This is a genomic window from Asanoa iriomotensis, assembly GCF_016862515.1.
Classification (GTDB): Bacteria; Actinomycetota; Actinomycetes; order Mycobacteriales; family Micromonosporaceae; genus Asanoa; species Asanoa iriomotensis.
The window spans coordinates 1-23,355 of sequence record NZ_BONC01000055.1 but is presented as its reverse complement, the minus strand read 5'-3'; the positions used below and the strand labels follow the sequence as shown (position 1 = coordinate 23,355).

Below are 23,355 nucleotides of genomic sequence, written 5' to 3'. Positions count from 1 at the left end.
ACACCGTGCGAGCAGGGAGATCCCATGTCCGACGAAGAGAGCACCGCGCCGGACGAGGTCGCGGAGGAGGAGACCCCGACCTTCGCCAACCGGGCCGAGCGCCGGGCCAAGGGCAAGGCCAAGGGCAAGGGCGCCCCGACCCACCAGCAGCGTGCGGGGGGCTTCACCGGCAAGGGCGGCTCATACCAGCCGCCGCGCAACTACGGCAGCCGCCGCAGCGGTTAAGGTCGCGGCAACGGCCGGGACGATCCAGAGCCGTCCGCGTACGACGTCGCGCGCGAGACCCCCGACCACGCGTCCACCTCGTCGATGACCGATGCCAGGTGGGCGCGGATGCCGTCGACGGCGTCCGGACCGAGCGGCAGCCGCAACGGCGGCTTCGATGCCGCGAGCGCTTCGAGGATCGCCGCCGCGGCCAGCGCCGGATCGCCCTCCTGCGTGCCGTGCGAGGCCGCCAGGAACGCCCGGGTGGCGCCGACCGTCGACGCGTACGCGGGGATCTGCTCGCTGTCCACCATCCGCGAGCCGAGCAGCCCCGTCCGGAAGTTGCCGGGCTCGACGATCAGCACCCTGATCCCCAGCGGCGCCACCTCGGCCGCGAGCGCCTCCGAGTAACCCTCCAGGGCGAACTTCGTCCCGCAGTACGCCGAGAAGCCGGCGTTGCCGACCACCCCACCGTAGGACGACATCTGCACGATCGCCCCCGACCGCCGCGCGCGCATGCCGGGCAGCACCGCGCGCACGAGGGCCGCCGGGCCGAAGACGTGCACCTCGAACAGCGACCGCAGCGCGGCGTCCGTGGTCTCCTCGGCCGCGCCCACCTGGCCCCGCCCGGCGTTGTTGACCAGCACGTCGATCCGCCCGTACCGCGCCTCGACGTCGGCCACCACGGCCGGAACGGCGGCGGGATCGGTGACGTCCAGGGCGACCGCCTCGACCCGGTCGGGGTGTGCCGCGACGAGGGGTGCCAGCGCGTCGACCCGGCGCGAGGTCGCCACGACCACGTGCCCGGCGTCGGCCGCGGCCGTCGCGAGCGCGTGTCCGAGGCCGCTGCCGGCGCCGGTGATCAGCCATACGTTCATGACCACCACGCTGCCCCCGGTCCAGGCCTCCGTCCAAGACCCGTTGTGATAACCAGGAGGCATGACCATCGCCGACGTGCACCTGCGCGACCTGCGCTATTTCGTCGCGGTCGCGGAGCACCTGCACTTCACCCGGGCCGCCGAGGCCCTTTACGTCAGCCAGCCGGCCCTCTCCAAGCAGATCCACGCGCTGGAGTCGCAGCTGCGGGCGCCGCTGTTCGAGCGGGACCGGCGGACGGTGCGGCTGACCGCGGCCGGCGAGGCGCTGCTGCCGGGCGCCCGGGCGGTGCTGAGCGCGTGGTCCGCCGCCGAGGCGGACGTGGCCGTGGCCACGGCACAGGAGGCGCGAACGTTGGTGGTCGGCATGAGCACGGGCGTGGGACGGTCGCTGTTGCCGGCGGTACGCGCGCGGTTCGCGGCCGCCGCCCCCGACGCCGACCTGCGCCTCCGCCAGGTGCCGTGGAGCGACCCGACCGGCGGGCTGGCGGCGACCGGCGAGGCCGCGTCCGACGCGGCGTTCGTCTGGCTGCCGCTGCCGGACCTGGAGCGTTTCGCGTACGCACCGGTCGCGACCGAGGACCGCCTGGTCGCCTTGGCCGCGGCGCACCCGCGGGCGGCCGAGGACGAGATCGCGTTCGCGGACCTGCTCGACGAGCCGTTCCTGGCCCTGCCGGCGCAGGCCGGCCCGCTCCGCGACTTCTGGCTGGCGCTGGACGAGCGCGGCGGGCGGCCGCCCAGGATCGGGGGAGAAGTGTCCACATCGGAGGAGACCGCCGAGTCGGTCTCGGCCGGCCTCGGCGTGGTGCTGCTCGCCGCCGGCAACGCGGCGCTGTTCCAGCGCCCCGACATCGCGCTGCGCCCGGTGACCGGCCTGCCGCCGGCCCGGCTGGTGCTGGCCTGGCGGCAAGGTGACGACCGGCCGCTGCTGCGCGCGTTGCGCACCGCGGTCGCCCAGGCCACCGGTTCCTCATAGCCGTCGGTTATGGACACAGGTCTTGGACGCCCGCGCCGGCGGGCACCCAGGATCGCCGCATGCGACCAGCCCTCATCGCCGCAACCCTGACCCTCTTCCTCGCCACCGGATGCGACACCGGACCGGCACCGGGGCCCGACGAAGCGACCCAGCCGGCGGCCAGCCAGCCGGTCGACCAGGCCCGCGCCGAGACCGTGGCCCAGCGCTTCGCCGAGGCCGCCAACGCCGGCGACCGCACGGCCGTCACGGCCCTGTTCGCGCCCGACGCCCGCTTCGACAGCGTCGGCCGCATCTACCCGGACCGCACCGCGATCATAGACACCTTCCTCGGGCCCGAGGTGCTCGACGCGGGTGGCCGCTACGCGCCCGGCGAACAGCGCTGGGAGGGAGACCGGCTGGTCGTCAGTTACACCTTCACGACGCGCTCGGGCGGTCAGGAGCGCTTCACGTACGCGTACCTGATCCAGGACGGCCTGATCCGCGACGTGGTCGGCCGATACGTCAGGTGATGGGCGAGCGGGGCCGGCCGAGCGCGGCGGTGGCCGCGAGCAGCACGATCACGCTGCCGAGGCACCAGATCGCGAGCTTGACCGCCGGCGAGCGGGCCGCGTCCGGGAAGTAGATCACCGATCGGATCAGGTCGGCGCCGAGCCCCGGGATGTCCCACTCGTGGATTCCGCGAAAGAAGCCGGGCAGGAACTCGGGCGGGTAGATCCCGCCCGACCCCGGATTGCCGAGCACAACCAGCAACAGCACGATCAGCGCGGTCCCGATGCGCGCGAGCCAACTCTGCACGGCCGCGGCGAACAGGGCGGCGGCGTACGCCAGCAGCGTCCCGGCGCCGAACAGCGCGAACAGGTGCTGGTGCCAGATGCCCAGGCCAGGACCGACGATGAGCGTGCCCGCGAGCGAGAGCAACGCGGCGTGCAGGGCGAGAGCGCCGACCCGCAGACCGGTCCGCGACAGGTTCCGCGGCACCGTGCCCAGCGCCAGGCTGAGCGCGATGCCGCCGAAGTAGCCGCCGATGACCAGCCCGACAGCGAGATAGAACGGCACCACGCCGCGCGGGTCGGACGGATCGACCGGCACGGCGTCGGTGACGGCGAGCGGCACACCCGCGCGCTGCGCCGCCACCGTCAGGATTCCCGTGATCACCATCGTGGCACCGGGCCCGGCGGCGCTGGCGATGGTCAGCGACAGCCCGGACGAGCCGCCGGCGAGCACCGCGTAGACCTGGTGCCGGTCCAGGGCGTGGTCGGCGGCGGCACGGTCGTCGAAGACGACCGCGAGGAGTTGCGGTCCCTGCGCGCGCACCGCGGCCATGAGCGACTCCGCCGCCTGGTCGCCGCGGACGACCCCGACCGGCACGTCGACCGGCCGCGGGTTGTGCAGCGCGCCGACGAACGCCGCGATGAACGCGACGCCGATGAGCAGCGCGATGAACAGGGGACCGGCGCCGACGGCGACGGCATGCCGCAACGGCACCGCCGGGCCTGGTTCCCGCCTGGGGCGGAGCGCCCCGATGATCTCCTGAACAACTATGACGCGTCGAGGTTGGTTTCCGCCCACTTTGTCATGTTATTTAGTACGTGACCCCGCCGCTCGGAGCTGACTGGCCACCGGCCGTGATGGCGTTGCCGGCCGGGTTGACCGTCCACCACAGGGCGCCGAACGCGTTCACGCCCTGGCCGTTGGTCTGGCCCGGCGCCGTGTCGGCGATGAAGTGGTAGAGCGGGTGGTTGTTGTACGTCGCCTGCTTGGTGTTGTCCTGCCGGTTCGACGTGGCGAGCTTCGAGGCGTCGACGCCGCTGCCGGCCTGCACCGCGCCCTGGGTGACCAGCGGCGGCCACTGCGCGGCACACGCGCCGTTGCAGGTCGACGTGTTGGTCTTGTCGGCCACGAACAGGTACAGCGTGTTGCCCTGCCCATCCGTCAGGTACGGACCGTTGGGCCCGTTGCGGGTCTGCACCGTCACGCTCGCGGGCGGCGCGCCCTTCGCCTCGGTCGCGCCCGCGGCGCCGGCCGTCGTCGCTGCTGTGGCCCCCGCGACCACAAGCGCCGCGCCGGCCACGCCGACACCGATTTTCGTCCAGAAACCCCTGGACCTCCCAGACATGGCGCTGTTCCTTCCCCCCGATGGAAACAGTTCCAAGGGCCGACGCTACGCGCGACCCACAGGGGAGTCTCCGGCTTCCGGACAGGTGACCGGGATTTGAGCTCGACCGCGTCCAACGTACGCATTGACATCGATCTGTTAAGGGTGTTTCCTAATTACGCCCGGTCGGCGAGGGCGGTGACATCCATCGATTCATGAAAGGGACGAGCATGTCACGAGCACGCATCGCCGGCGGCATCGCGCTGGGCGTCGTCGCGGCGGCCACCGCGTTCGCCCTCGCGCCTCCCGCGTACGCGGCGAACGAACCGGTCAACGTCTGGCTCACCACCACCTCCGACGGCGGCGGCCGCACCGTCACCCGCGGCCTGCAGCAGCAGGCGGCCATCGCGTTCGCGGCCAGCAGCCCGGGCGCCACGCACACCATCACCGTCAACGAGAACACCCGCTACCAGACCTTCGAGGGCGCCGGCGCGTCGATCACCGACACCACCGCGTACCTCCTGCGGGGTGGTCCCGTCAGCGCCGCCACCCGCGACGCCGTGATGCGCAAGCTGTTCCACCCGACGGACGGCATCGGGCTCTCCTTCGTGCGCAACCCGATCGGGGCCTCGGACCTCTCCCGGCCGGGCAACGTCTCGCTCGACGACACGTGCTGCAACCTCAACGACTTCCATGCCAACGGGTACGACAACAATGTGCGGCTGTTGACCCAACAGGCGAAGCAGCTCAACCCGGCCCTGCGGGTCAAGGGCGTGCCGTGGAGCGCGCCCGGCTGGATGAAGGACAACGGCCGGATGGACCAGATGGGCTGGCTGCGGGCCGAGTACTACCCGATGTACGCCCAGTACTTCGTCAAGTACGTGCAGATGTACCAGGCAGCCGGCATCCCGGTGAACTACGTGTCCGTGCAGAACGAGCCCAACTGCTGCCAGGCCGGCAACCCCACTGCGATGAACTACCCGGGCATGAGCTGGAACTCGTCCGGGCTGCTGGAGTTCACGAAGAACCACCTGCTGCCCGCGTTCCGCGCCGCCGGCATCACCACCAAGGTGATGGTGCACGACTGGAACTACGGCGACTGGGGCCAGATCGGCTCCGGCATCGTCTCCGACGCGACGTTGCGCAACGACCCGCTGTTCGCCGGCGTCGCCTGGCACGGCTACTTCGGTGACCCGTCCGTCGGCTCGCAGGTGAAGGGCCAGTACCCGGCGGTGCACCAGTTCTCGACCGAGCACTCCGGCGGCACCTGGATCGGCAACCAGCACAACGAGGACATGGCCGACATCGTCAACTACACCCGCAACTGGAGCGAGTCGGTCGTCAAGTGGAGCCTCGCGCTCAACCAGTTCATGGGCCCGCACAACGGCGGCTGCGGCACCTGCACCGGGCTGATCACCGTGCAGGAGGGCGGCGCGCGGGCCGGCCAGGTCGACTACACCATCGAGTACTACACCACCGGGCACCTGACCAAGTTCGTGCGGCCGGGCGCACAGCGGATCGACTCGACCGCGAACGGCACCGTGCAGAACGTGGCGTGGCGCAACAGCGACGGCTCCAAGGCGCTGATCGCGCACAACGGCGGCACGAGCAGCCAGTCGATCCGGGTCGTCTGGGGTGGACAGTCGTTCACGTACACGATGCCGGCCCGGACCACCGCGACGTTCACGTGGTCGGGCACGCCGTCGGGGCCGAACCCGCCCACCGGGCGGACCGGTCCGATCACTGGGCTCGCGGGCAAGTGCCTGGACGTCGCGGGGGCCAACAGCGCCGACGGTACGGCGGTGCAGCTCTACGACTGCAACGGCACGGCCGCGCAGCAGTGGACGATCGGCACCGACGGCACCGTGCGGGCGCTGGGCAAGTGCCTCGACGTGCGCGACAACTCGACGGCCAACGGGGCCCGGATCCAGATCTGGTCGTGCTCCGGCGGCGCCAACCAGCGCTGGACCGCGACCGCGGCCCGTGACCTGGTCAGCGCCAGCGCCAACAAGTGCCTGGACGTGGTCGACAACAACTCGGCCAACGGCACGCCGACGCAGATCTGGTCGTGCACGGGGGCGGCCAACCAGAAGTGGACCGTGCCCGCCTGATGCATCGATGAACGTTGACTGGTCGGACCTCTCGGGTCTACCGTGAGGTCCGGTCAGTTAACAAACCAGACACAATGCGGCCATTCGGCGGTGGCCCGAAGGGAGAAAGACCCGATGGGTATCAGACGCCGAACCGTGCTCGCGGGCGCGGGTGCCAGTGCCGCCGCCCTTGCCGTGTCGCAGCCGGCCGCCGCGGCGCCCAGCCCGCCCGGCGACGTCGTCGGCAAGATCTCGGTCGGCTACCAGGGCTGGTTCGCCTGCCCCGGTGACGGTGCGCCGATCGGCGGCTGGTGGCACTGGTCGCGGGACCGGTTCCAGCCGCCGTCGCCGTCTAACACGACGATCGTGTCCTGGCCGGACATGCGCGAGTACACGCGCGGCTACACGACCGCGTACCCGAACCTCGGCAACGGTCAGCCGGCGCAGCTGTTCTCGTCGTACGACGACCAGACCGTCGACACCCATTTCAAGTGGATGCAGCAGTACGGCTGTGACACCGCGGCGCTGCAGCGGTTCAACCCCGTCTCGGGGGAGGGGCCGACGCGCGACGCGATGGCGCAGAAGGTGCGGCTGGCGGCCGAACGCTACGGCCGGAAGTTCTACATCATGTACGACGTCACGAGCTGGACGAACATGCAGTCGGAGATCAAGACCGACTGGACGTCGAAGATGTCGGCGTACGTGTCGTCCCCGTCCTACGCACGCCAGAACGGCAAGCCCGTCGTGTGCATCTGGGGTTTCGGCTTCAACGACCCCGGGCGGCCGTTCGCGCCGGCACCCTGCCTCGACGTGGTCAACTGGTTCAAGGCGCAGGGTTGTTACGTGATCGGCGGCGTGCCCACGTACTGGCGGCAGGGGATCAACGACTCCCGCGCCGGGTTCTCGGGGGTCTACCACGCGTTCAACATGATCTCGCCGTGGATGGTGGGCCGCACCGGCGACCTGGCCGGCCTGGACTCGTTCTACAACAACGTCAACGTGCCGGACAAAGCGGACTGCGACGCGAATGGGATCGACTATCAACCGTGTGTGATGCCGGGGGACCTGTCGTCCGGGCACCGCCGGCACGGCGATTTCTACTGGCGGCACCTCTACAACATGATCCGGCTTGGGTCCGCCGGTCTCTACGTCTCGATGTTCGACGAGTACAACGAGGGCAACCAGATCGCCAAGACGTCCGAGACGCAGGCGACGACGCCGGCCGGGGCGGGGATCCGTGCGCTCGACGAGGACGGCACGGCCTGCTCGTCGGACTACTACCTGCGGATCACGGCCGACGGCGGCCGGATGCTCAAGGGCCAGCTCGCGTTGACCCCGACGCGGCCGACGCAGCCGGTGGTGGGCACTCCGCCGCCCACCGGGGGCGGGTCCGGGCTGCGGTCCCGGGCCAACAACCTGTGGGTGCAGGCGAGCGATGCCGGCAACGGCCCGCTGGTCGCCCGGGGTGCGGCGCTGGGCTCCTGGGAACAGTTCGACATCGTCCAGCTCAGCGGCGGCAACGTGGCGTTGCGGGCGCGGATCAACGGCCGGTACGTCTGCGCCGAGAACGCCGGGGCCGCGCCTCTCGTCGCGAACCGCACGGCGGTCGGTGGCTGGGAGACGTTCCGGCTGATCCGCAACGCCAACGGCACGGTGAGCCTGCAGGCGACGGTCAACAGCCGCTACGTCTGCGCTGACAACGCCGGCGCCGCGCCGCTGATCGCCAACCGCACCGCGATCGGCCCGTGGGAGCAGTTCGATCTTGTGACCCCGTAACATCAGCGCCCTGACCGCCCACGACCGGCAGGAGCGCGCGCATGGAGTTCGACCTCACTCTCGACGACCTGGCCGCCTACCGCTACGACGAGCCGGAGCCGGCGGACTTCGACGAGTTCTGGCGGCGCACCCTGGACGAGGCCGGGCGGATCCCGGTCGCGGCCGAGTTCGTGGCGCACGACGCGCTGCTGCGCACGGTCGAAACGCACGACGTGACGTTCGCCGGCTACGGCGGCGACCCGATCAAGGGCTGGCTGATCCTGCCCGCGCACCGGTCGGGCCCGCTGCCGGCGATCGTCGAGTACATCGGCTACGGCGGCGGCCGGGGCGAGCCGATCGAGTGGCTGGCGTACGCGAGCGCCGGCTACGCCCACTTCGTCATGGACACGCGCGGGCAGGGCAGCACCTGGCGGACCGGCGACACGGCCGACCCGGGCGCGTCCGGGCCGGCGGTGCCGGGCTATGTCACCCGCGGCATCCTGGACCCGCACGACTACTACTACCGCCGGCTCTACGTGGACGCGTACCGGGCGGTCGAGGCCGCGGCGGCCCACCCCGACGTCGACGCGACCCGGATCGCGGTGACGGGTCGCAGCCAGGGCGGCGCGCTGTCGGTAGCGGTCGCCGGCCTCCGCGCCGACATCGCGGCGGCGATCCCGCACGTGCCGTTCCTGTCGGCGTTCAAGCAGGCGACCCGGATCACGGACGCCAACCCGTACGCGGAGATCGTGCGCTGGTGCGCCACCCACCGCACGAAAGCGGCCCAGGCATTCGCGACGCTGGCCTACTTCGACGGCACGTCCTTCGCCCGCCGCGCCACCTGCCGCGGCTCGTTCTCGGTCGCGCTGATGGACCCGATCTGCCCACCATCAACGGTGTACGCGGCCCACAACGTCTGGTCGGGCCCCCACGACATCACGGTCTGGCCCTACAACGACCACGACGGCGGCGGCGTGGAAGACGAGCTCCGCACGATCCGCGTCCTGCGGGAGCTGTTCGACTAAGTGCTGCGGGTCAGAAACCGGGGCCGGGATCGCTCCAGCCGCTGTTCTGCCCGAGACCTTGGCCGCGCATGCTGCCTTTGGCCTGCTTCCGCTGGTGGCGAACCATGCCGCAGATCGCGTCGCAGGCAGCGGCCCGCGGGTCCGCCGCCAACCGCGCGGCCCGCCGCCGCCGCCGGACAACCAGCCCGACCGCACCCGCGGCGGCAACCAGGAGCACACCGAGGAGTGTCAGAGCCTCCGTCACGGGCACCTCCTCAACGTCGACGGCAAGGCACGACGGTCAGGAAAGACCGCCGCCGCCGGCGCCCCACGAGCTGTCGAACGTGCTGTTGACGCCCGTGCCGTCGCCACGCATGGTCCCCTTGCCCTGCTTGCGCCGCTCGCGACCGAGACCCCGGATCGCGGCCCGGGCCGCGGCCCGCGGATCGGTCGCAGCGGCGCGCGCCACCCGCCGACGCCGGAGGAACACGGCCACGCCGGCCATCACGAGCACCACCGCGGCCACCACCAACGCGAACGCCAGACCGTCCATAATGGCCTCCCCCTCTCCTATGACGGTAAAGGCGAGGGGCCAGGCAGGAAACGGCGGTTACACCGCCGTTACCATCAGCAGACCGAGACCAGCCGCGACCGCGCCCAGCGTTGCGGTCTGTGCGGCCAGGAAACACCAGTTCCGGCTGATCACGACCGGGCCCGAGGCGCGCTCGGTCTGCGCGTCGGCGAGAGCGACGATCCGGCGGGCCTGCCGCTGCGCGTCCGCCGGGTCCCGCTGCCGGGCCGCGGCGACCGGAATGGTCCCGCCGTCGCGCGTACTGACGACGGTGCCCGCGCTGTCGTGCGTGATCGCGGTGACCTCGGCCAGCGGCACGACCGCCCGCTGCCGGGGGTTGGCGACGACGAGCCGGCCGTCGCGGACCCTGACATTTGTGCCGAGGACGACGGTGTGCAGGTACCAGAGCCCGCCCCCGGCGCCGACCAGGGCGACGGCCCAGCTGACCGGATGCGGGGCCAGCGCGGCGCCGCCGGCGACGCCCAACACGACCGTGACACCGGGGAGCACCGCGAGGAAGCGGGTCGACCGGTACACCGTGCCGCCGGCGGGGGAGCGGCTCACCGCTCGGCGGCTGACGCGGCCCAGGCCGTCCAGCCGCACCTGCGCGGCCGCCAAGAAGGCGATCAACGCCAACAGCACACCCACGTGGGGCAGCAGGAGAAGCGGCCCGTCGCTGGCACCGCCGTCTCCGGTGACGACGCGACGCGGCGCCGTCGGGTCGACGAAAATCTCGACCTGGTCGCCCTCGCGAAGGCTGCCGGCGGTCCTGTCCTGCCAGCCCAGGGTGCCGGTATAGGCGCGGCCGGCGTAGCCGTAGCGGATGTCGACGCTGTGGTAGATCCGCGGCCGCAGTGCGAAGTTGACGTCGGTGACCTCGGCCGTGCCCGGCACGCCGGCGGCCACGCGGTCCGCGACGATGGCCGAGGCCCGTTCTTCCCCGAGCCACCATCCGACCCCGGCACCGGCGAGCGCCAGCACCACGACCGCCGTTTCGATGATCCGCCGCACGTGAGAGGTATACGCCATCCGCGCAAGGTCGCGGAGGGGACCGGCGGGTCCCCTCCGCGGCGGGTGGTCAGCAGCGGGGTACGCCCGGTATGAAGCCGTCGTAGCCCGTGTAGACGTAGGCGTCCGAGATGAAGCGGCCCGCGCCGATGCGGTCCCAGATGTTGCTCGTGCCGTACGTGCCGGTCACCGTCGTGCCCGTCGTCTGGCACTGGATCGTGACGCTGGCGCCGTCCGCCACCGTGCCGACCGACGCGTACGACGTGCCCGGCCCCGAGCGGACCGTCAGCGGCGAGCCGGCCGTGTTGACCGTGCCACTGCCCGTGCCGCCGCCGGAGCAGCCGTTGTCACTCGTGTAGGTCTTCGTGCCCCAGTACAGCGCCAGCGCGCCGTTGAACCGGACCTGGATCGCCGAGCCGTTGAGCCGTTGCTCGTAGTGCAGGTGCGGCCCGGTCGAGTTGCCGCTCGTGCCCACGTAGCCGATCACCGAGCCGTAGCCCACCGACTGCCCGACCGACACGTTGAACCCGCTCAGGTGCGCGTAGTACGTGGTGTAGCCACCACCGTGGTTGATCCGGACGTACCGGCCGTAGCTGGTGCTGCCCAGGTTCGTGACCACGTCGACCGTGCCGGCCGCGCTGGCCACGACCGGGTCGCCGTCGTCGTTGGTGCGGTTGAAGTCGACGGCGTTGGCCGGGCTGTGGTCGGTGCGGGTCTGCCCCGACCACGCCTGCCCGCACGGGAACGGCACCTTGAACGTGGGTGCCGCGAGCGCGGGGGCGGACGGCAGCAGGACGAAAGCCACACAAACAGCGCCGAGCAGGCGCCACCACCGGTGCTTCATACACGGACCTCCAGTCAAATGAAGAAATACTTCAATGCTTGAATATGATCCTGGCAGAAATCTGCGTGAGGCGAAACGGGGGGCAACGGTAGGTTGAACCCGTGCCCCCGCAGATCCCCCATGCCGATCCCGGGGTGCCGGACACACGGGGACCGTTCCGCTACATCTGGTGGCTGACCCGCAGCCAACCGTGGCGGATCCTGCGCGGCGCCCTCTTCGGCACCGCGTGGATGGTCGGCCTCGCCGTCCGCCCCTACCTCGTCTCCCGCGGCGTCGACGACGGCCTGCGCGCCCACGACCGGGCCGCGCTGCTGTTCTGGGTCGGCACGATCGTCGTGTCCGGCCTGCTGATGGCCTGGCTCGGCATCATGCGGCACCGCACGATGACGTTCGTCCGCGAGGACGCCACCGCCCGTTCGGCCGAGGTGACGCTGCGGCACCTCGCGCGCACCGGCGCCGCGCTGCCCCGGCGACTCGAAGCCGGCGAGGTGGCCACCGTCAGCGGACGCGACATCACCTACGTCTCGCACGTCCTCACGTTCATGGGTCCGGGCATCGGAGCGGTCATCGCGTACGCCGTGGTCGCGGTCGTGCTCTGGGCCACCGACCCGCTGCTCGCCCTGCTCGTGCTGGTCGGCGTGCCCTGCGTGGTCGCGGTGATCTCGCCGCTGCTGCGCCGGCTGGAGAAGGTGGAGACCGACTACCGCCACCGGCAGGGCGCGCTGACCGCACGCGCCGCCGACATCGTCGCCGGGCTGCGGGTGCTCGCCGGGGTCGGCGGGCGCGGGCTGTTCGCGGACCGCTACGACCGGCAGTCCGCCAAGCTGCGCACCGAGGGCTACCGGGTGGCGGCGGTCAACAGCTGGATCGAGGGCCTGGCCATCGCGATCCCGGCGTTCTTCCTCGCGCTCGTGGTCTGGCTCGCGGCCCGGATGGCCGCCACGGGCCAGATCACGGTCGGCGAGATGGTCGGCGTGTACGGCTACGTCGCGATGCTCACCACGCCGTGCTGGATGCTGCTCGGCAGCGCCCACGACGTGATCCGTGGCCGGGTGGCCGCCCGCCGGATCATCGCCCTGCTCGACGTCGAGCCCGAGGAGCACGCCGCCGGCCCGCCCGCGAGCGCCCCGGCGAGCCCCGCCGATCTGCACGACCCGGAGAGCGGGCTGACCGTCCCGGCGGGCCGGCTGGTCGCGGTCGCCGCCGACGACCCCGCCACGGCCACCGCGCTCGCGGACCGGCTGGCCCGGTTCGCGCCGAGCGACGTGACCTGGGGCGGCGTGCCGGTCAGCGCGGTGCCGCTGGCCGAGGTCCGGCGCCGGATCCTGGTCGGCGACCACGACGCGTACCTGTTCGCCGGCCCCCTGCGGACCACACTGGCCCGCGGCGGCAGCGCCGAGGTCGGCGACGGGGTGCACGCCGCCGCGGCCGACGACGTCGTCGACGCGCTGCCCGAGGGCCTCGACACCGAGGTCGACACCCAGGGCCGCACCCTCTCCGGCGGGCAACGGCAGCGGGTCCGGCTCGCCCGCGCCGTGCTGGCCGACGCCGAGGTGCTGATCCTGGTCGACCCGACGTCCGCCGTCGACGCGCACACCGAGGCACGGATCGCGGAACGCCTGCGGGAAGCCCGGGCCGGCCGCACCACCGTGCTGGTGGCGACCTCGCCGCTGCTGCTCGGCCAGGCCGACGAGGTGGCGTTCCTGCGCGGCGGCCGGGTCACCGCCACCGGCGCCCACGCCGACCTGCTCGCCCGCGACCCGGCCTACCGAGGCCTGGTCGCCCGGGACGCCGACGCGGAGGTGACGGGATGACGAACCGGCTGCCGGTCGCCGACCGCGCCACCACCCGGCGGGCCAGCCGCGACCTCGTACGCGGTGAACGCCGGGCCGTGCTCGTGGTGCTCGTGCTCCAGGCCGCCGCCGCGGCCGCCGGGCTGGCCGCGCCGAGGCTGCTCGGCGCGATCGTCGACGACGTGCTCTCCGGCGCCACCGTCGCGCGGATCGACAAGCTGGCGCTGGCGATCGCCGTCTGCACCCTCGTGCAGGGCGTGCTGCTCCGCTACGGCTACCTGGCCGGCTACCGGCTGGGGGAGCGGGCGATCGCCCGGCTCCGCGAGTGGTTCGTCCGCCGCACTCTCGACCTGCCGACCGCGGTGGTCGAGCGGGCCGGCACCGGCGACCTGGCCAACCGCAGCTCGGTCGACGTGGCCACGGTCGGCACGATGGTCCGCGACGTGGTGCCGATCATGCTGATCGCGGCGGCCCAGCTCGTGCTGCTGTTCGGCGCCGTGTTCCTCATCCACCCCGTGCTCGGCCTGGTCGGGCTGGCCGGGCTGCCGACCATCCTCGCCGTCACCCGCTGGTACCTGCGCCGGGCCAGCCCCGCCTACCTCGCCGAGGGCGCGGCCAGCGCCGACCTGACCGAGGCGCTGACCACCACCGCCGAGGGCGCCCGCACCGTGGAGGCGCTGCGGCTCGGCGACGAGCGCGTCGTCAGCGGCACCGACCGGATCGCCCGGCAGTGGGCCACCCGCCGCCGCACGCTCAACCTGCGCTCGGTGTTCTACCCGGTGGTCGAGGGCAGCTACGGTATCCCGGTCGCGGTGGTGCTGCTGGCCGGCGGCGCGCTGGCCCGGGGCGGCAGCGTGAGCATCGGTGACGTGGTCGCCGCGACGCTGCTGCTCCAGCAGGCGATCGACCCGCTCGACCGGGTGCTCCAGTTCATCGAGCAGGCCCAGCGCGGTGTCGCCTCGTACGCCCGTGTGCTCGGCGTCGGCACCGGCGTGCCGGAACAGCGCGGCGTCGCGCCCGCACCCGGCGACGAGCGGATCGTGGTGCGGTCCGCGCGCTTCGCCTACACGTCCGGCCACGACGTGCTGCACGGCATCGACCTCGAGCTGCGCGCGGGGGAGCGGCTGGCGATCGTCGGGCCGTCCGGCGCCGGCAAGTCCACGCTGGCGCGGCTGCTGGCCGGCACCGAGGCACCGGACAGCGGCGACGTGACGCTGGGCGGCGTGCCGATCGCCGACATCGACCCGGCCCGGCGCCGCCAGCTCGTGGCCCTGGTGACCCAGGAACACCACGTCTTCATCGGTACGCTCCGCGACAACCTGTCGTTCGCCGCGCCCGACGCGACCGACGGCGACATGCTCGCCGCGCTGGTCGCGGTCGGCGCCGAGTGGTACGCCGCCCTACCCGACGGGCTCGACACGATGCTCGGCGAGGGCGCGGCCCACCAACTCGGCCCGGCCGACGCTCAGCAGCTCGCGCTGGCCCGGATCGTGCTGGCCGACCCGCACACGCTGATCCTCGACGAGGCCACGGCCGCCCTCGACCCGACCACGGCGCGGCGCACCGAGCGGGCGCTCGCGGCGGTGCTCGACGGGCGCACCGTCATCGCGATCGCGCACCGGCTCAACACCGCCCGCGACGCCGACCGGGTGGCGGTGCTCGCCGACGGCCGGATCACCGAGCTCGGCACCCACGACGAGCTCGTCGACGCCGGCGGCCCGTACGCGGCCCTCTGGCGCTCCTGGCACGGCTGAGGGTGAAGGAACGGACCGTTATTAACGCTATGCGTTAACAACGGTCCGTTCCTTCACCGCTAGCGGCTCGTGTCGCGGCAGAGCGACTCGAGGAGGCGCGGCCAGTTGGCGCCCACACCGATCTCGACCGTGGTGTCGACCTGGCGGGTCTGCCCGTCCGCGGTGCGGACCCGCAGGTGCAGCGGCAGCGGTTCGGTGGTGGAGATGGTGCCGCGGGTGCAGGCGAACGTGACCCAGACCGCCATCGTGCGGAACCCCGGCCGGATCACCGCCTCCTGCGACGCGTTGCGGAACTCCACGCCGTCGCGGGCGGCGGACAGGTCCAGCACCTCGATGGGCAGCGGCCCGAGGTTGACCAGCGTCAGGTTGGTCACCATGGACGCGTTGACGCCGTCGCTGCTGCCGCCCATGTTCGGCGGTTCGAGCAGCTGCGCGCCGACCTGGACGGTCGACTGCTCGGCGGCCAGCGCCTGCCGCGTCTCGAAACGGTGCACACCGACGCCGCCGGCCACACCACCGACCACAGTGGCCAGCGCGACGGCACTGACCTGCACGCGGGCCGCCCGCAGCCGCCGCAGCCCGGAACGCAACCGCACGCCCGGCTCCGCCGCCGGTCGCACCGGCGCCGGCCGGTCGAGGTCGACCAGCGGTTCCGGTGAATGGGCATCGACCATGGCGAGAGGGTACGCGGCGCGCCAGGCACCGGCGATCCGCGTCGGCCGGCATGATTGAGGTTGAACCGCACAGAGCGGGGCAAATGGCCGGGTGAGACCGGAGGTGCCCATGAGCAACAACGCATCCGCTCCCGACCGCCCGGCCAAGCTGCCCGCGAGCGAGTGGCTGGCGGGCGCGAGGCGCGCGGTGAAAGAGTTCGCCGAGGACGGGATCAGCGACTGGGCGGCAGCCCTGACCTACTACGGCATCCTGTCCATATTTCCCGGTTTGCTGGTCGTGGTCTCGATCCTCGGCCTGCTCGGCAAGGACACGGTCACCGCCGTCCAGAACAACCTGACCAGCACCCTGCCGGCGCCGGTCGCCGACTTCGCGAACAACGCCATCGACCAGGTGTCCGGCAACTCGTCACTGGCCAGCGTCGGCGCCGTGATCGGTGTGCTGGTGGCGTTCTGGTCGGCGTCGGGCTACGTGTCGGCCTTCATGCGCGCGGCCAACACGATCTACGACGTGCCCGAGGGGCGGCCGATCTGGAAGACCCTGTCGACCCGCATCGCGGTGACGGCCTCCGTCGGCCTGATCCTCATCGCCTGCTGCCTGATCGTGGTCTTCACGGGCCGGTTCGCCGACTCGATCGGCAACGCCCTCGGCGTCGGCTCGGCGGCGGTCACGGCGTGGAACATCGCCAAATGGCCGGTGCTGGTCGTGCTGGTGAGCCTGATGTTCTCGATCCTCTACTGGGCGGCCCCGAACGCCCGCCACGGCAAGTTCCGCTGGGTCACACCGGGCGGCGTGGTGGCGGTGCTGCTCTGGATCGTGCTGACCGGCCTGTTCGGGCTCTACCTGACGTTCTTCAACTCCTACAACAAGACCTACGGCACGGTCGCCGGCATCATCGTGTTCCTGGTCTGGCTCCAACTGTCCAACATGGCCATTCTGCTGGGCGCGGAGCTCGACGCGGAGTTGGACCGCGGCCGCGCCATCGCGGCGGGCCACCCCCGCGACAAGGAGCCCTACCTGGAACTGCGCGACGACCGAAAGATCAAGAAACAACGCGGGCCTAGAAGCCCGTGAAGGCCTTCGCCGGTGGGTCGCCGTCCTCGAAGAGTTCGCTGGCTGAGCCTACGATGTGCGGGTCGGGCGTGCCCACGATCTCCTCGTCCTTGTTGTCGTAGTCGAACCGGGTCAGGACGTGGCGCATCGCGGCCAGGCGCGCGCGTTTCTTGTCGTTGCTCTTGATCAGGGTCCACGGTGCGTCGGCGGTGTGCGTGTAGAAGAACATCGCCTCCTTCGCCTCCGTGTACTCGTCCCATTTGTCGAGCGAGGCGAGGTCCGTCGGCGAGAGCTTCCACTGCCGCACCGGGTCGATCTGGCGGATCAGGAACCGGGTCTGCTGCTCGTGCCGGGTCACCGAGAACCAGAACTTGATCAGGTTTATGCCCGACCGCACCAGCATCCGTTCGAGCTCCGGCGTCTCCCGCATGAACTCGAGGTACTCGCCGCGGGTGCAGTAGCCCATCACCCGCTCGACGCCGGCCCGGTTGTACCAGGACCGGTCGAAGAGCACGATCTCCCGGGCAGCCGGCAGGTGAGCGACGTAGCGCTGGAAGTACCACTGCGACTGCTCGCGCTCGCTGGGCTTCTCCAGCGCCACCACGGTCGCGCCGCGCGGGTTGAGGTGCTCCATGAAGCGCTTGATCGTGCCGCCCTTGCCGGCGGCGTCGCGCCCCTCGAAGAGGATCACCAGGCGCTTGTTGTTGGCCTTGATCCAGTTTTGCAGCTTGAGCAGCTCGATCTGCAGCAGGCGCTTCTCGCGCTCGTAGTCGGTGCGGTCCATCCGCTGGTCGTACGGATATTTCTCCCGCCACGTGTCGACCAGCTCACCGTCGGGCTTGAGCAGCACCGGGTCGTCATCGTCGTCGTCGAGCACGCGGTAGCCATCGTACCGTTTGAGCAGGTTGGGAGTGCCGCCGTTGCTGCTTTCCGCGCTCATGTGCTGACGCTACCCACAGCAGGTGACCGCCAATCGCGGATCCGGTGAACAGCGGTAGCGTGATCCATATGCGGATCGACCTCTCGGGCAGGACGGCGCTCGTGACCGGTTCGTCCTCGGGGATCGGCCTGGCGATCGCGGCCGGCCTCGCCGGAGCGGGCGCCCGCGTGGTGCTGACCGGGCGTGACGAGAAGCGGGTCGCGGAGGCGGCGGCGTCGTTGCGCGCGTCCGGCGCGGACGCCACCGGCATCGCGGTCGACCTGGCCGCCGACGCCGCCCCCGTGCTCGAGCGGGAGCAGGACGTCGACATCCTGGTCAACAACCTCGGCGTGTACGAGGCGCGCCCGCCGCTGGAGATCACCGAGGACGAGTGGCGGCGCTACTTCGAGACCAACGTGCTGGCCGGCATCCGGCTGACCCGGCACTACCTGCCCGGGATGATGGCCCGCGGCTGGGGCCGGGTGCAGTACATCGCCAGCGACTCCGCGGTGGTGATCCCGGCCGAGATGATCCACTACGGGATGACCAAGACCGCCCTGCTCGGGGTGTCCCGCGGCTTCGCCAAGGCGGCGGCCGGCAGCGGCGTCACCGTCAACACGGTGATCGCCGGGCCGACCCACACGGCCGGCGTGGAGGACTTCGTCTACCAACTGGTGCCCGGCGACCTCCCGTGGGACGAGGCGCAACGGCGGTTCATGCGCGATCATCGACCGCAGTCGCTGATCCAGCGGCTGATCGAGCCGGAGGAGACCGCGAACATGGTGGTGTACCTGAGCTCGCCGCAGGCGTCGGCGACCACCGGTGGCGCGCTGCGCGTCGACGGCGGCTACGTCGACGCGATCCTGCCCTGATGACGTCGCCCGTGCCCGGCACCGCGGAGGAGCGGCACGCCTCCTGGCTCGAGCTGTTCTTCGACCTCGTCGTGGTCGTCGCGGTCGCGCAGCTCGCGCACCTGCTCGAAGGCGACCTGGGACTGCGCGACGCCGGCCTGTTCGTGGTGCTGTTCTACGCCGTCTGGAGCGTGTGGACGAGCTTCACGTTGTACGCCAACGTGGCGGCGACCAGAACGCGTACCCGGGCGATGCTCGTCGCGATGTTCGGCATCGCCGTGATGGCCGCCGCGATCCCGCAGGCCGCCGGGGAGCGGGGCGAGGCGTTCGCGATCGCCTACGTCTGCTGCCGCTGGCTGGGGATGATCTCCTGGCGCCGCACCGGTCAGCAGCTCTTCAGCTGGCCCGCCGCGCAGGCCGGTGCGGGTTTCGTGCCGTGGGTGGTGTCGATCTGGGTCGAGCCGCCCGCGCGCTACTGGCTGTGGACAGCGGGCGTCGTGCTCGACATCGTCCTCTCGGCCGTGCAGGGCAGCCGGGCGCAGGAGATGCTGGCCCGGATGCGCCGGTCCACCTCGCGCCGCGCCCAGTCGGTGCAGCTGGTCCCCGCCCGCCTGGAGCCGGCGCACCTCGGCGAGCGGCTCGGCCTGTTCGTCATCATCGTGCTCGGCGAGGCGGTGGCCCAGGTGGTCATGGCGGCGTCCGGCGCGGACTGGAGCGGGCCGTTGCTGGTCGCGGCGCTGGCCGGCTTCGGCCTGCTGGTCTCCCTCTGGTGGTTGACATTGGAGTACGGCGCGCTGTCGGTGCCCCGGTTGGGCCAGCGGCGCGTCGAGGCCTGGCTCGCCCTGCCGGCGCACTTCACGATCACGATGGGCATCACCAGCGTCGCGGCCGGCCTGGGCATGCTCGCAGAGCACCCGAGCGAGCCGCTGGACCTCGCCGCCCGGTGGGTGCTCTGCGGTGGCCTGGCCCTCTACTTCCTGACCACGACGGTCGTCGGTGCGATCGCCGGCGCGCCGCGCACGTGGCTGTTCGGCCGGGCGCTGCCGGCCGCGGTCGCCACGGTCCTGCTCGGCGTCTTCGGCGGCCCGCTGGAGTCGCGCTGGCTCGCGCTGATCCTGGTGGCCGTCGCGGTGTGGCAGGTCCGCTACGCCCGCCGCCACCCGGCGGTGGCGGCGGCGGCCTAGGCGTCACCGCCGCGTGGCGGCGGCCTAGGCGTCGAGGACGTGTGAGGTCCACAGCTCCTCGAGGGCGCGGTCGTGCGGTGGCCGGACGAGGATGCCGCTGCCCTGGAGGTGATCCCAGGCCACGCCCGGCACCCGGGCCTTGAGCACATGGGGCGGCAGCCGGTCGGCGAGCGGGAGCAGCAGCTCCAACTCGACCTCGGCGAAGTGCCGGACCCGGTCGCGGTGCTGGTCGGCATAGACCTCACCCGTGAACCGGCCCGCACCGACGATGCCGCGGTCCTGCACGAGGCGCACGAGGAACGCGCGGTCGCCCGCGTTGATCCCCGATCGCCGCTGGCCGACACCCCAGCGCCGGGCGAGGTGACGGCCCGCGGCGGTGGCCGCCACGGCCTCGGCGTAGTCGGCGTCCGGCCAGCCCTTCGGGTTCCAGGTCAGCAGGAACGTCGCCATGCGGAGAATCATCCCGCCAGCGGCGGCACCGTGTCGCGCGGATCGGCGGGCGTGTTGACCGGGCTGAGGCCGGCGTAGCGCTGGAGGGCGGCCAGGTCGACCAGCAGGATCCGGCCGGGTTCGAGGACGAGCCAGCCGCGGCGTTCGAGGCGCGAGAGCACCGCGCTGACCGACTGGCGGGCGCCACCGGCCAGATTGGCCAGCACGGTGACGCCGATGTCGACGGTCCACGGATCGCTGTGCCGGGCCAACCGCAGCAACGCCTTGGCGACCCGGCGGGCCAGGTCGAGAATCATCAGGTCGGTCCGCTGTTCGGCCAGCGTCCGCACGTGTGCCGCGAATAGCAGCACGACGTTGTGTGTGAGTTGGACACAGGATTCGGCCAGGGCGACCACCGGCGTTGCGGGAATCGCGAGAATGACGCCTTCCCGGAGAACTTCCGCGGACGCGAGATGCGGACGGCGGTCGAATATCGCGATGTCGCCGACCGCCTGTGGCGGTCCTTTGAGGTGCAGCACCGATCGGCGCCCCGACGGGCTCGGCTGGAACTCGCAGAGCAGGCCGCTCTGCACGACCACGAGGTCGAGCGGCTCGTCGCCCTGGTGCCAGAGGATCGAGCCGGTGCCCATGTCGAACGGGGTGACGTGCTCCGCCAGCGCCGCCAGCGACTCCTCGGGTAGCCCGCGGAACAGCGGGCAGCGCGCCAGCGTGGCGGTGATCTGCGGGTCGGGCGTGGTTCGCGCGGAATCGTCGGCCATCGGGCTCCCTCGGTCGGGTGGCGCGGTTGGTCGGTCCGGGTGAATCACTTGTGTCACGTGACAGGAATTGTTGGTTCATTCGCCGGCGGAGCGAATCTGAACCAACAATGATTGCAGGTGGAGTGGCGGTCGTAAACCACGTCGTCCGATGTCCAGTATGGATGCTGACGAACCGAAGTCAATCGCACACCATGGTGTTGCGGCAATGGCAATTGTCATTGCGGCGACACAACCGGAGACATTGCCGAGGGTGGCCGCCGTGGCCCGACGGCGGCCACCGTGTCCGGTGGGACGGCGCGGTAGGTGGACCAGGGGGTACCTTGGCACCGCCATGGACGCTCGCCGCACGTTCCAGGTCGACCTCGCCGGCCTCGTCGACCTGCTCAGCCACCACCTCTACGCCAGCCCGCGGGTCTACGTCCGCGAGCTGCTGCAGAACGCCGTCGACGCGATCACCGCGCGCCGGCTCGCCGAGCCGGGCGCACCTGGGTCCGTGCGCTTGGAGACGGCCGGCGACGGCCTGGCGGTGACCGATACCGGTGTCGGCCTGACCGAGGCGCAGGTGCACGAGCTGCTCGCCACCATCGGCCGCAGCTCCAAACGCGACGACCTCGGCTTCGCCCGGCACGACTTCCTCGGCCAGTTCGGCATCGGCCTGCTCTCCTGCTTCCTGGTCGCCCGCGAGATCGTCGTGGAGACCCGGGCGGCCGGCGGGCAGACCGTGCGGTGGACCGGCTACGACGACGGGCGCTACCTGGTCGAGGCGCTCGACGACGATCGGCCGGTCGGCACCACGGTCACGCTGGTGCCGCGGCCCGGCGCGCGGAGCTGGTTCGCCCCGGCCACGGTGCTGGAGCTGGCCCGGCTCTACGGCGACCAGCTCCCGGTCGACGTCACCGTCGACGGCACACCGACCACGGGTGCGGTGGTCGGCGCACCCTGGGACGCCGCCGGTGTGCGCGCCTGGACCGCGTACGCCGAGCGCACCATGGGCCTGACCCCGTTCGACGTGATCCCGCTGTCGGTGCCCGAGGCCGGCCTGACCGGCGCCGCCTTCGTGCTGCCGCAACTCGTCAACCCGGCACACCGCGGCGGCCACCGGGTCTACCTCAAGCACATGCTGCTCGCCGAGAGCGCCGAGGGACTGCTGCCCGAGTGGGCGTTCTTCGCCCGCTGCGTGGTCAACACCAGCGAACTGCGCCCGACCGCGAGCCGAGAAGCGCTCTACAAGGACGGCCTGCTCGAGAGCACCCGCGAGGCGCTCGGCGACCAGCTGCGCGGCTGGTTGGTCCGGCTGGGCCGCACCGACCCGCGCCGGCTCGGCGAGTTCCTGCGCGTGCACCACCTGGGCGTCAAGGCGCTCGCGCTGCACGACGACGCGATGCTCGACCTGGTCGCGACCTGGTGGCCGATGGAGACCAACGTCGGCCGGATGACGCTGCACGACTTCCGCGAGCGGCACGGCGTGCTGCGCTACACGGCCACCGCCGACCAGTTCCGCCAGCTCGCGGGCATCGCCGCCGCGCAGGACCTGCCGCTGGTCAACGCCGGCTACACCTACGACACCGAGATCATCGAGCGGCTGGCGCAGGTCGACCGCAGCGTCCGCACCGAGCGGCTCGACCCGAGCGACCTGGCGACCCGGTTCGAAGTCCTCGACCCGGGCATCGAGCTGGGGCTGCGCGGGTTCGCGCTGGCGGCGCAGCGGGCCATGGACCGGCTCGGCTGCGAGGTGGTGCTGCGCGCGTTCGAGCCCGCGACCGTGCCGGCGCTCTACCTGGTCGACCGGGAGACAGCGTTCCGGCAGGAGCTGCGGTCCACCCGCGACAAGGTCGACCCGGTCTGGTCCGACGTGCTCTCGGCGCTCGACGACCGGCGCGCCGACACCCGCCCGCAGCTCGTGCTCAACCACCGCAACGCGCTGGTCCGGCGCGTCACGGTGCTGCCGACCGCCGACCTGGTCGAGCTCGCCGTCGAGGCGCTCTACGGCCAGGCCCTGCTGCTCGGTTATCACCCCATCCGCCCGGCCGACGCGGCCCTGCTCAACCGCTCGTTCCTGGGACTGCTCGACCGCGCGGTGCCGACCGACCCGGAGGACGGCGCGTGAACGTCAGCGAGATGCTCGACCAGGCCCGCGAGCTGCCCTACGGCAGCGCCCAGATCGCCCTGCTCGAGCAGGCGATGGCGCACGCCGACGCGCAGCGGCTGGTCGACGAGGCGTTCGAGGCGCGGATCCTGGCCACGACCGGCTACGTGTACGGCGGCGAGCCCGCCCGCTCGTTCGTCACGTTCAGCTGGTGCCTGACCGAGTTCGATCAGGACCCGGTGCGGCACGGCGGCTGGACGCACCACCTGCTGTGGCAGTTCAAGGCCATGGTCAACGCGATGACCAAGTTCCCCGAGATCCCGCTGGGCCGCACCACCGACGTGCTCGACGACATGGAGCGCCGCTGGCGGGCCGGCGGGCACAGCATGCACGCGGTCTACTCGCACCGGCAC

At 71.8% G+C, this 23,355-nt stretch carries 23 protein-coding genes and 1 pseudogene; 13 read left to right on the top strand and 11 right to left on the bottom strand.

Features of this window, described 5'->3' with window-relative positions:
- The first annotated feature begins 24 nt into the window (after positions 1-24).
- Positions 25-225: a hypothetical protein gene (locus tag Air01nite_RS29890; protein ID WP_203706685.1), complete on the top strand. Its 201-nt coding sequence runs from the start codon at positions 25-27 to the stop codon at positions 223-225.
- Here Air01nite_RS29890 and Air01nite_RS29885 read toward each other — a convergent pair.
- Complete coding sequence (locus tag Air01nite_RS29885; protein WP_203706684.1) at positions 222-1,082, bottom strand: oxidoreductase; 861 nt, start codon at positions 1,080-1,082, stop codon at positions 222-224. The two genes, Air01nite_RS29890 and Air01nite_RS29885, sit on opposite strands and share 4 nt — an antisense overlap.
- Before the next feature lie 61 nt (positions 1,083-1,143).
- Between Air01nite_RS29885 and Air01nite_RS29880 the strand changes: the two genes are divergently transcribed.
- Together Air01nite_RS29880 and Air01nite_RS29875 are read left to right on the top strand one after the other, a co-directional pair.
- Entirely contained in the window at positions 1,144-2,055 is a 912-nt protein-coding gene (locus tag Air01nite_RS29880) for a LysR family transcriptional regulator (RefSeq protein ID WP_203706683.1), read from the top strand.
- Between the two features lie 59 nt (positions 2,056-2,114).
- On the top strand, positions 2,115-2,564 hold the full coding sequence (locus Air01nite_RS29875) for a nuclear transport factor 2 family protein (RefSeq protein WP_203706682.1): 450 nt from the start codon (positions 2,115-2,117) through the stop codon (positions 2,562-2,564).
- Here the strand turns inward: Air01nite_RS29875 and Air01nite_RS29870 are convergent.
- Together Air01nite_RS29870 and Air01nite_RS29865 are read right to left on the bottom strand one after the other, a co-directional pair.
- On the bottom strand, positions 2,557-3,540 hold the full coding sequence (locus tag Air01nite_RS29870; protein WP_203706681.1) for a hypothetical protein: 984 nt from the start codon (positions 3,538-3,540) through the stop codon (positions 2,557-2,559). The two genes, Air01nite_RS29875 and Air01nite_RS29870, sit on opposite strands and share 8 nt — an antisense overlap.
- A 97-nt stretch (positions 3,541-3,637) precedes the next feature.
- Entirely contained in the window at positions 3,638-4,171 is a 534-nt protein-coding gene (locus Air01nite_RS29865; RefSeq protein WP_203706680.1) for a COG4315 family predicted lipoprotein, read from the bottom strand.
- Between the two features lie 209 nt (positions 4,172-4,380).
- Between Air01nite_RS29865 and Air01nite_RS29860 the strand changes: the two genes are divergently transcribed.
- From Air01nite_RS29860 to Air01nite_RS29850, 3 genes are all read left to right on the top strand, one after another.
- Positions 4,381-6,261 (top strand): lectin, encoded by a 1,881-nt coding sequence (locus Air01nite_RS29860; RefSeq protein WP_203706679.1) that lies wholly within the window; start codon positions 4,381-4,383, stop codon positions 6,259-6,261.
- A 114-nt stretch (positions 6,262-6,375) separates the two neighbouring features.
- Positions 6,376-8,016: a lectin gene (locus Air01nite_RS29855; RefSeq protein WP_203706678.1), complete on the top strand. Its 1,641-nt coding sequence runs from the start codon at positions 6,376-6,378 to the stop codon at positions 8,014-8,016.
- A 41-nt stretch (positions 8,017-8,057) separates the two neighbouring features.
- On the top strand, positions 8,058-9,020 hold the full coding sequence (locus Air01nite_RS29850) for an acetylxylan esterase (RefSeq protein ID WP_203706677.1): 963 nt from the start codon (positions 8,058-8,060) through the stop codon (positions 9,018-9,020).
- A gap of 10 nt (positions 9,021-9,030) precedes the next feature.
- Here the strand turns inward: Air01nite_RS29850 and Air01nite_RS29845 are convergent, their stop codons facing one another.
- Genes Air01nite_RS29845 through Air01nite_RS29830 form a run of 4 tightly spaced genes read right to left on the bottom strand, consistent with a single transcriptional unit; the run spans position 9,031 to position 11,422 of the window.
- Positions 9,031-9,264: a hypothetical protein gene (locus Air01nite_RS29845; RefSeq protein WP_203706676.1), complete on the bottom strand. Its 234-nt coding sequence runs from the start codon at positions 9,262-9,264 to the stop codon at positions 9,031-9,033.
- A 36-nt stretch (positions 9,265-9,300) separates the two neighbouring features.
- Positions 9,301-9,552, bottom strand: coding sequence for a hypothetical protein (locus Air01nite_RS29840; RefSeq protein ID WP_203706675.1), 252 nt, complete (start codon positions 9,550-9,552; stop codon positions 9,301-9,303).
- A 57-nt stretch (positions 9,553-9,609) separates the two neighbouring features.
- Positions 9,610-10,599 (bottom strand): DUF3592 domain-containing protein, encoded by a 990-nt coding sequence (locus Air01nite_RS29835; protein ID WP_203706674.1) that lies wholly within the window; start codon positions 10,597-10,599, stop codon positions 9,610-9,612.
- A gap of 49 nt (positions 10,600-10,648) precedes the next feature.
- Positions 10,649-11,422, bottom strand: a complete 774-nt coding sequence (locus Air01nite_RS29830) for a M23 family metallopeptidase (RefSeq protein WP_203706673.1) — start codon at positions 11,420-11,422, stop codon at positions 10,649-10,651.
- 101 nt (positions 11,423-11,523) lie between these two features.
- Here Air01nite_RS29830 and Air01nite_RS29825 point away from each other — a divergent pair, with 101 nt between their 5' ends.
- A complete protein-coding gene (locus tag Air01nite_RS29825; RefSeq protein WP_308439992.1) occupies positions 11,524-13,236 on the top strand; it encodes an ABC transporter transmembrane domain-containing protein in 1,713 nt (570 codons plus the stop codon).
- On the top strand, positions 13,233-14,969 hold the full coding sequence (locus Air01nite_RS29820) for an ABC transporter ATP-binding protein (protein ID WP_203706672.1): 1,737 nt from the start codon (positions 13,233-13,235) through the stop codon (positions 14,967-14,969). Before Air01nite_RS29825 ends, Air01nite_RS29820 begins: the two co-directional genes overlap by 4 nt.
- A gap of 59 nt (positions 14,970-15,028) precedes the next feature.
- Here the strand turns inward: Air01nite_RS29820 and Air01nite_RS29815 are convergent, their stop codons facing one another.
- Positions 15,029-15,643 (bottom strand): hypothetical protein, encoded by a 615-nt coding sequence (locus Air01nite_RS29815; RefSeq protein WP_203706671.1) that lies wholly within the window; start codon positions 15,641-15,643, stop codon positions 15,029-15,031.
- A 109-nt stretch (positions 15,644-15,752) separates the two neighbouring features.
- Between Air01nite_RS29815 and Air01nite_RS29810 the strand changes: the two genes are divergently transcribed.
- A complete protein-coding gene (locus Air01nite_RS29810; RefSeq protein WP_203706670.1) occupies positions 15,753-16,715 on the top strand; it encodes a YihY/virulence factor BrkB family protein in 963 nt (320 codons plus the stop codon).
- Here Air01nite_RS29810 and ppk2 read toward each other — a convergent pair.
- A complete protein-coding gene (gene ppk2 / locus Air01nite_RS29805) occupies positions 16,702-17,634 on the bottom strand; it encodes a polyphosphate kinase 2 (RefSeq protein ID WP_203706669.1) in 933 nt (310 codons plus the stop codon). The two genes, Air01nite_RS29810 and ppk2, sit on opposite strands and share 14 nt — an antisense overlap.
- A gap of 68 nt (positions 17,635-17,702) precedes the next feature.
- Here ppk2 and Air01nite_RS29800 point away from each other — a divergent pair, with 68 nt between their 5' ends.
- Together Air01nite_RS29800 and Air01nite_RS29795 are read left to right on the top strand one after the other, a co-directional pair.
- Complete coding sequence (locus tag Air01nite_RS29800) at positions 17,703-18,485, top strand: SDR family NAD(P)-dependent oxidoreductase (protein ID WP_203706668.1); 783 nt, start codon at positions 17,703-17,705, stop codon at positions 18,483-18,485.
- On the top strand, positions 18,485-19,648 hold the full coding sequence (locus tag Air01nite_RS29795; RefSeq protein ID WP_203706667.1) for a low temperature requirement protein A: 1,164 nt from the start codon (positions 18,485-18,487) through the stop codon (positions 19,646-19,648). The genes Air01nite_RS29800 and Air01nite_RS29795 overlap by 1 nt, the downstream gene beginning before the upstream one ends.
- 24 nt (positions 19,649-19,672) lie before the next feature.
- Here the strand turns inward: Air01nite_RS29795 and Air01nite_RS29790 are convergent, their stop codons facing one another.
- Both Air01nite_RS29790 and Air01nite_RS29785 read right to left on the bottom strand, forming a co-directional pair.
- Positions 19,673-20,098, bottom strand: a complete 426-nt coding sequence (locus Air01nite_RS29790) for a hypothetical protein (protein ID WP_203706666.1) — start codon at positions 20,096-20,098, stop codon at positions 19,673-19,675.
- Between the two features lie 8 nt (positions 20,099-20,106).
- Positions 20,107-20,856 carry a Crp/Fnr family transcriptional regulator gene (locus tag Air01nite_RS29785; protein WP_203706665.1) on the bottom strand — a complete coding sequence of 250 codons (750 nt, stop codon included), beginning with the start codon at positions 20,854-20,856 and terminating at the stop codon, positions 20,107-20,109.
- Positions 20,857-21,187: 331 nt separating this feature from the next.
- On the opposite strand from Air01nite_RS29785, the gene Air01nite_RS29780 reads away from it, so the two are divergent.
- Complete coding sequence (locus Air01nite_RS29780; RefSeq protein ID WP_203706664.1) at positions 21,188-22,963, top strand: HSP90 family protein; 1,776 nt, start codon at positions 21,188-21,190, stop codon at positions 22,961-22,963.
- Positions 22,960-23,355 (top strand): annotated as a pseudogene (locus Air01nite_RS29775) (tetratricopeptide repeat protein); the annotation flags it as partial. The gene Air01nite_RS29780 and the pseudogene Air01nite_RS29775, both read left to right, overlap by 4 nt.

Bases quoted from the DNA above. Each gene is read 5' to 3' on its own strand.
- Air01nite_RS29890 (WP_203706685.1), top strand. From the start codon at position 25: ATGTCCGACGAAGAGAGCACCGCGCCGGACGAGGTCGCGGAGGAGGAG.
- Air01nite_RS29885 (WP_203706684.1), bottom strand. From the start codon at position 1,082: ATGAACGTATGGCTGATCACCGGCGCCGGCAGCGGCCTCGGACACGCG.
- Air01nite_RS29880 (WP_203706683.1), top strand. From the start codon at position 1,144: ATGACCATCGCCGACGTGCACCTGCGCGACCTGCGCTATTTCGTCGCG.
- Air01nite_RS29875 (WP_203706682.1), top strand. From the start codon at position 2,115: ATGCGACCAGCCCTCATCGCCGCAACCCTGACCCTCTTCCTCGCCACC.
- Air01nite_RS29865 (WP_203706680.1), bottom strand. From the start codon at position 4,171: ATGTCTGGGAGGTCCAGGGGTTTCTGGACGAAAATCGGTGTCGGCGTG.
- Air01nite_RS29860 (WP_203706679.1), top strand. From the start codon at position 4,381: ATGTCACGAGCACGCATCGCCGGCGGCATCGCGCTGGGCGTCGTCGCG.
- Air01nite_RS29855 (WP_203706678.1), top strand. From the start codon at position 6,376: ATGGGTATCAGACGCCGAACCGTGCTCGCGGGCGCGGGTGCCAGTGCC.
- Air01nite_RS29850 (WP_203706677.1), top strand. From the start codon at position 8,058: ATGGAGTTCGACCTCACTCTCGACGACCTGGCCGCCTACCGCTACGAC.
- Air01nite_RS29840 (WP_203706675.1), bottom strand. From the start codon at position 9,552: ATGGACGGTCTGGCGTTCGCGTTGGTGGTGGCCGCGGTGGTGCTCGTG.
- Air01nite_RS29835 (WP_203706674.1), bottom strand. From the start codon at position 10,599: ATGGCGTATACCTCTCACGTGCGGCGGATCATCGAAACGGCGGTCGTG.
- Air01nite_RS29830 (WP_203706673.1), bottom strand. From the start codon at position 11,422: ATGAAGCACCGGTGGTGGCGCCTGCTCGGCGCTGTTTGTGTGGCTTTC.
- Air01nite_RS29820 (WP_203706672.1), top strand. From the start codon at position 13,233: ATGACGAACCGGCTGCCGGTCGCCGACCGCGCCACCACCCGGCGGGCC.
- Air01nite_RS29815 (WP_203706671.1), bottom strand. From the start codon at position 15,643: ATGGTCGATGCCCATTCACCGGAACCGCTGGTCGACCTCGACCGGCCG.
- Air01nite_RS29810 (WP_203706670.1), top strand. From the start codon at position 15,753: ATGAGCAACAACGCATCCGCTCCCGACCGCCCGGCCAAGCTGCCCGCG.
- ppk2 (WP_203706669.1), bottom strand. From the start codon at position 17,634: ATGAGCGCGGAAAGCAGCAACGGCGGCACTCCCAACCTGCTCAAACGG.
- Air01nite_RS29800 (WP_203706668.1), top strand. From the start codon at position 17,703: ATGCGGATCGACCTCTCGGGCAGGACGGCGCTCGTGACCGGTTCGTCC.
- Air01nite_RS29795 (WP_203706667.1), top strand. From the start codon at position 18,485: ATGACGTCGCCCGTGCCCGGCACCGCGGAGGAGCGGCACGCCTCCTGG.
- Air01nite_RS29790 (WP_203706666.1), bottom strand. From the start codon at position 20,098: ATGGCGACGTTCCTGCTGACCTGGAACCCGAAGGGCTGGCCGGACGCC.
- Air01nite_RS29785 (WP_203706665.1), bottom strand. From the start codon at position 20,856: ATGGCCGACGATTCCGCGCGAACCACGCCCGACCCGCAGATCACCGCC.
- Air01nite_RS29780 (WP_203706664.1), top strand. From the start codon at position 21,188: ATGGACGCTCGCCGCACGTTCCAGGTCGACCTCGCCGGCCTCGTCGAC.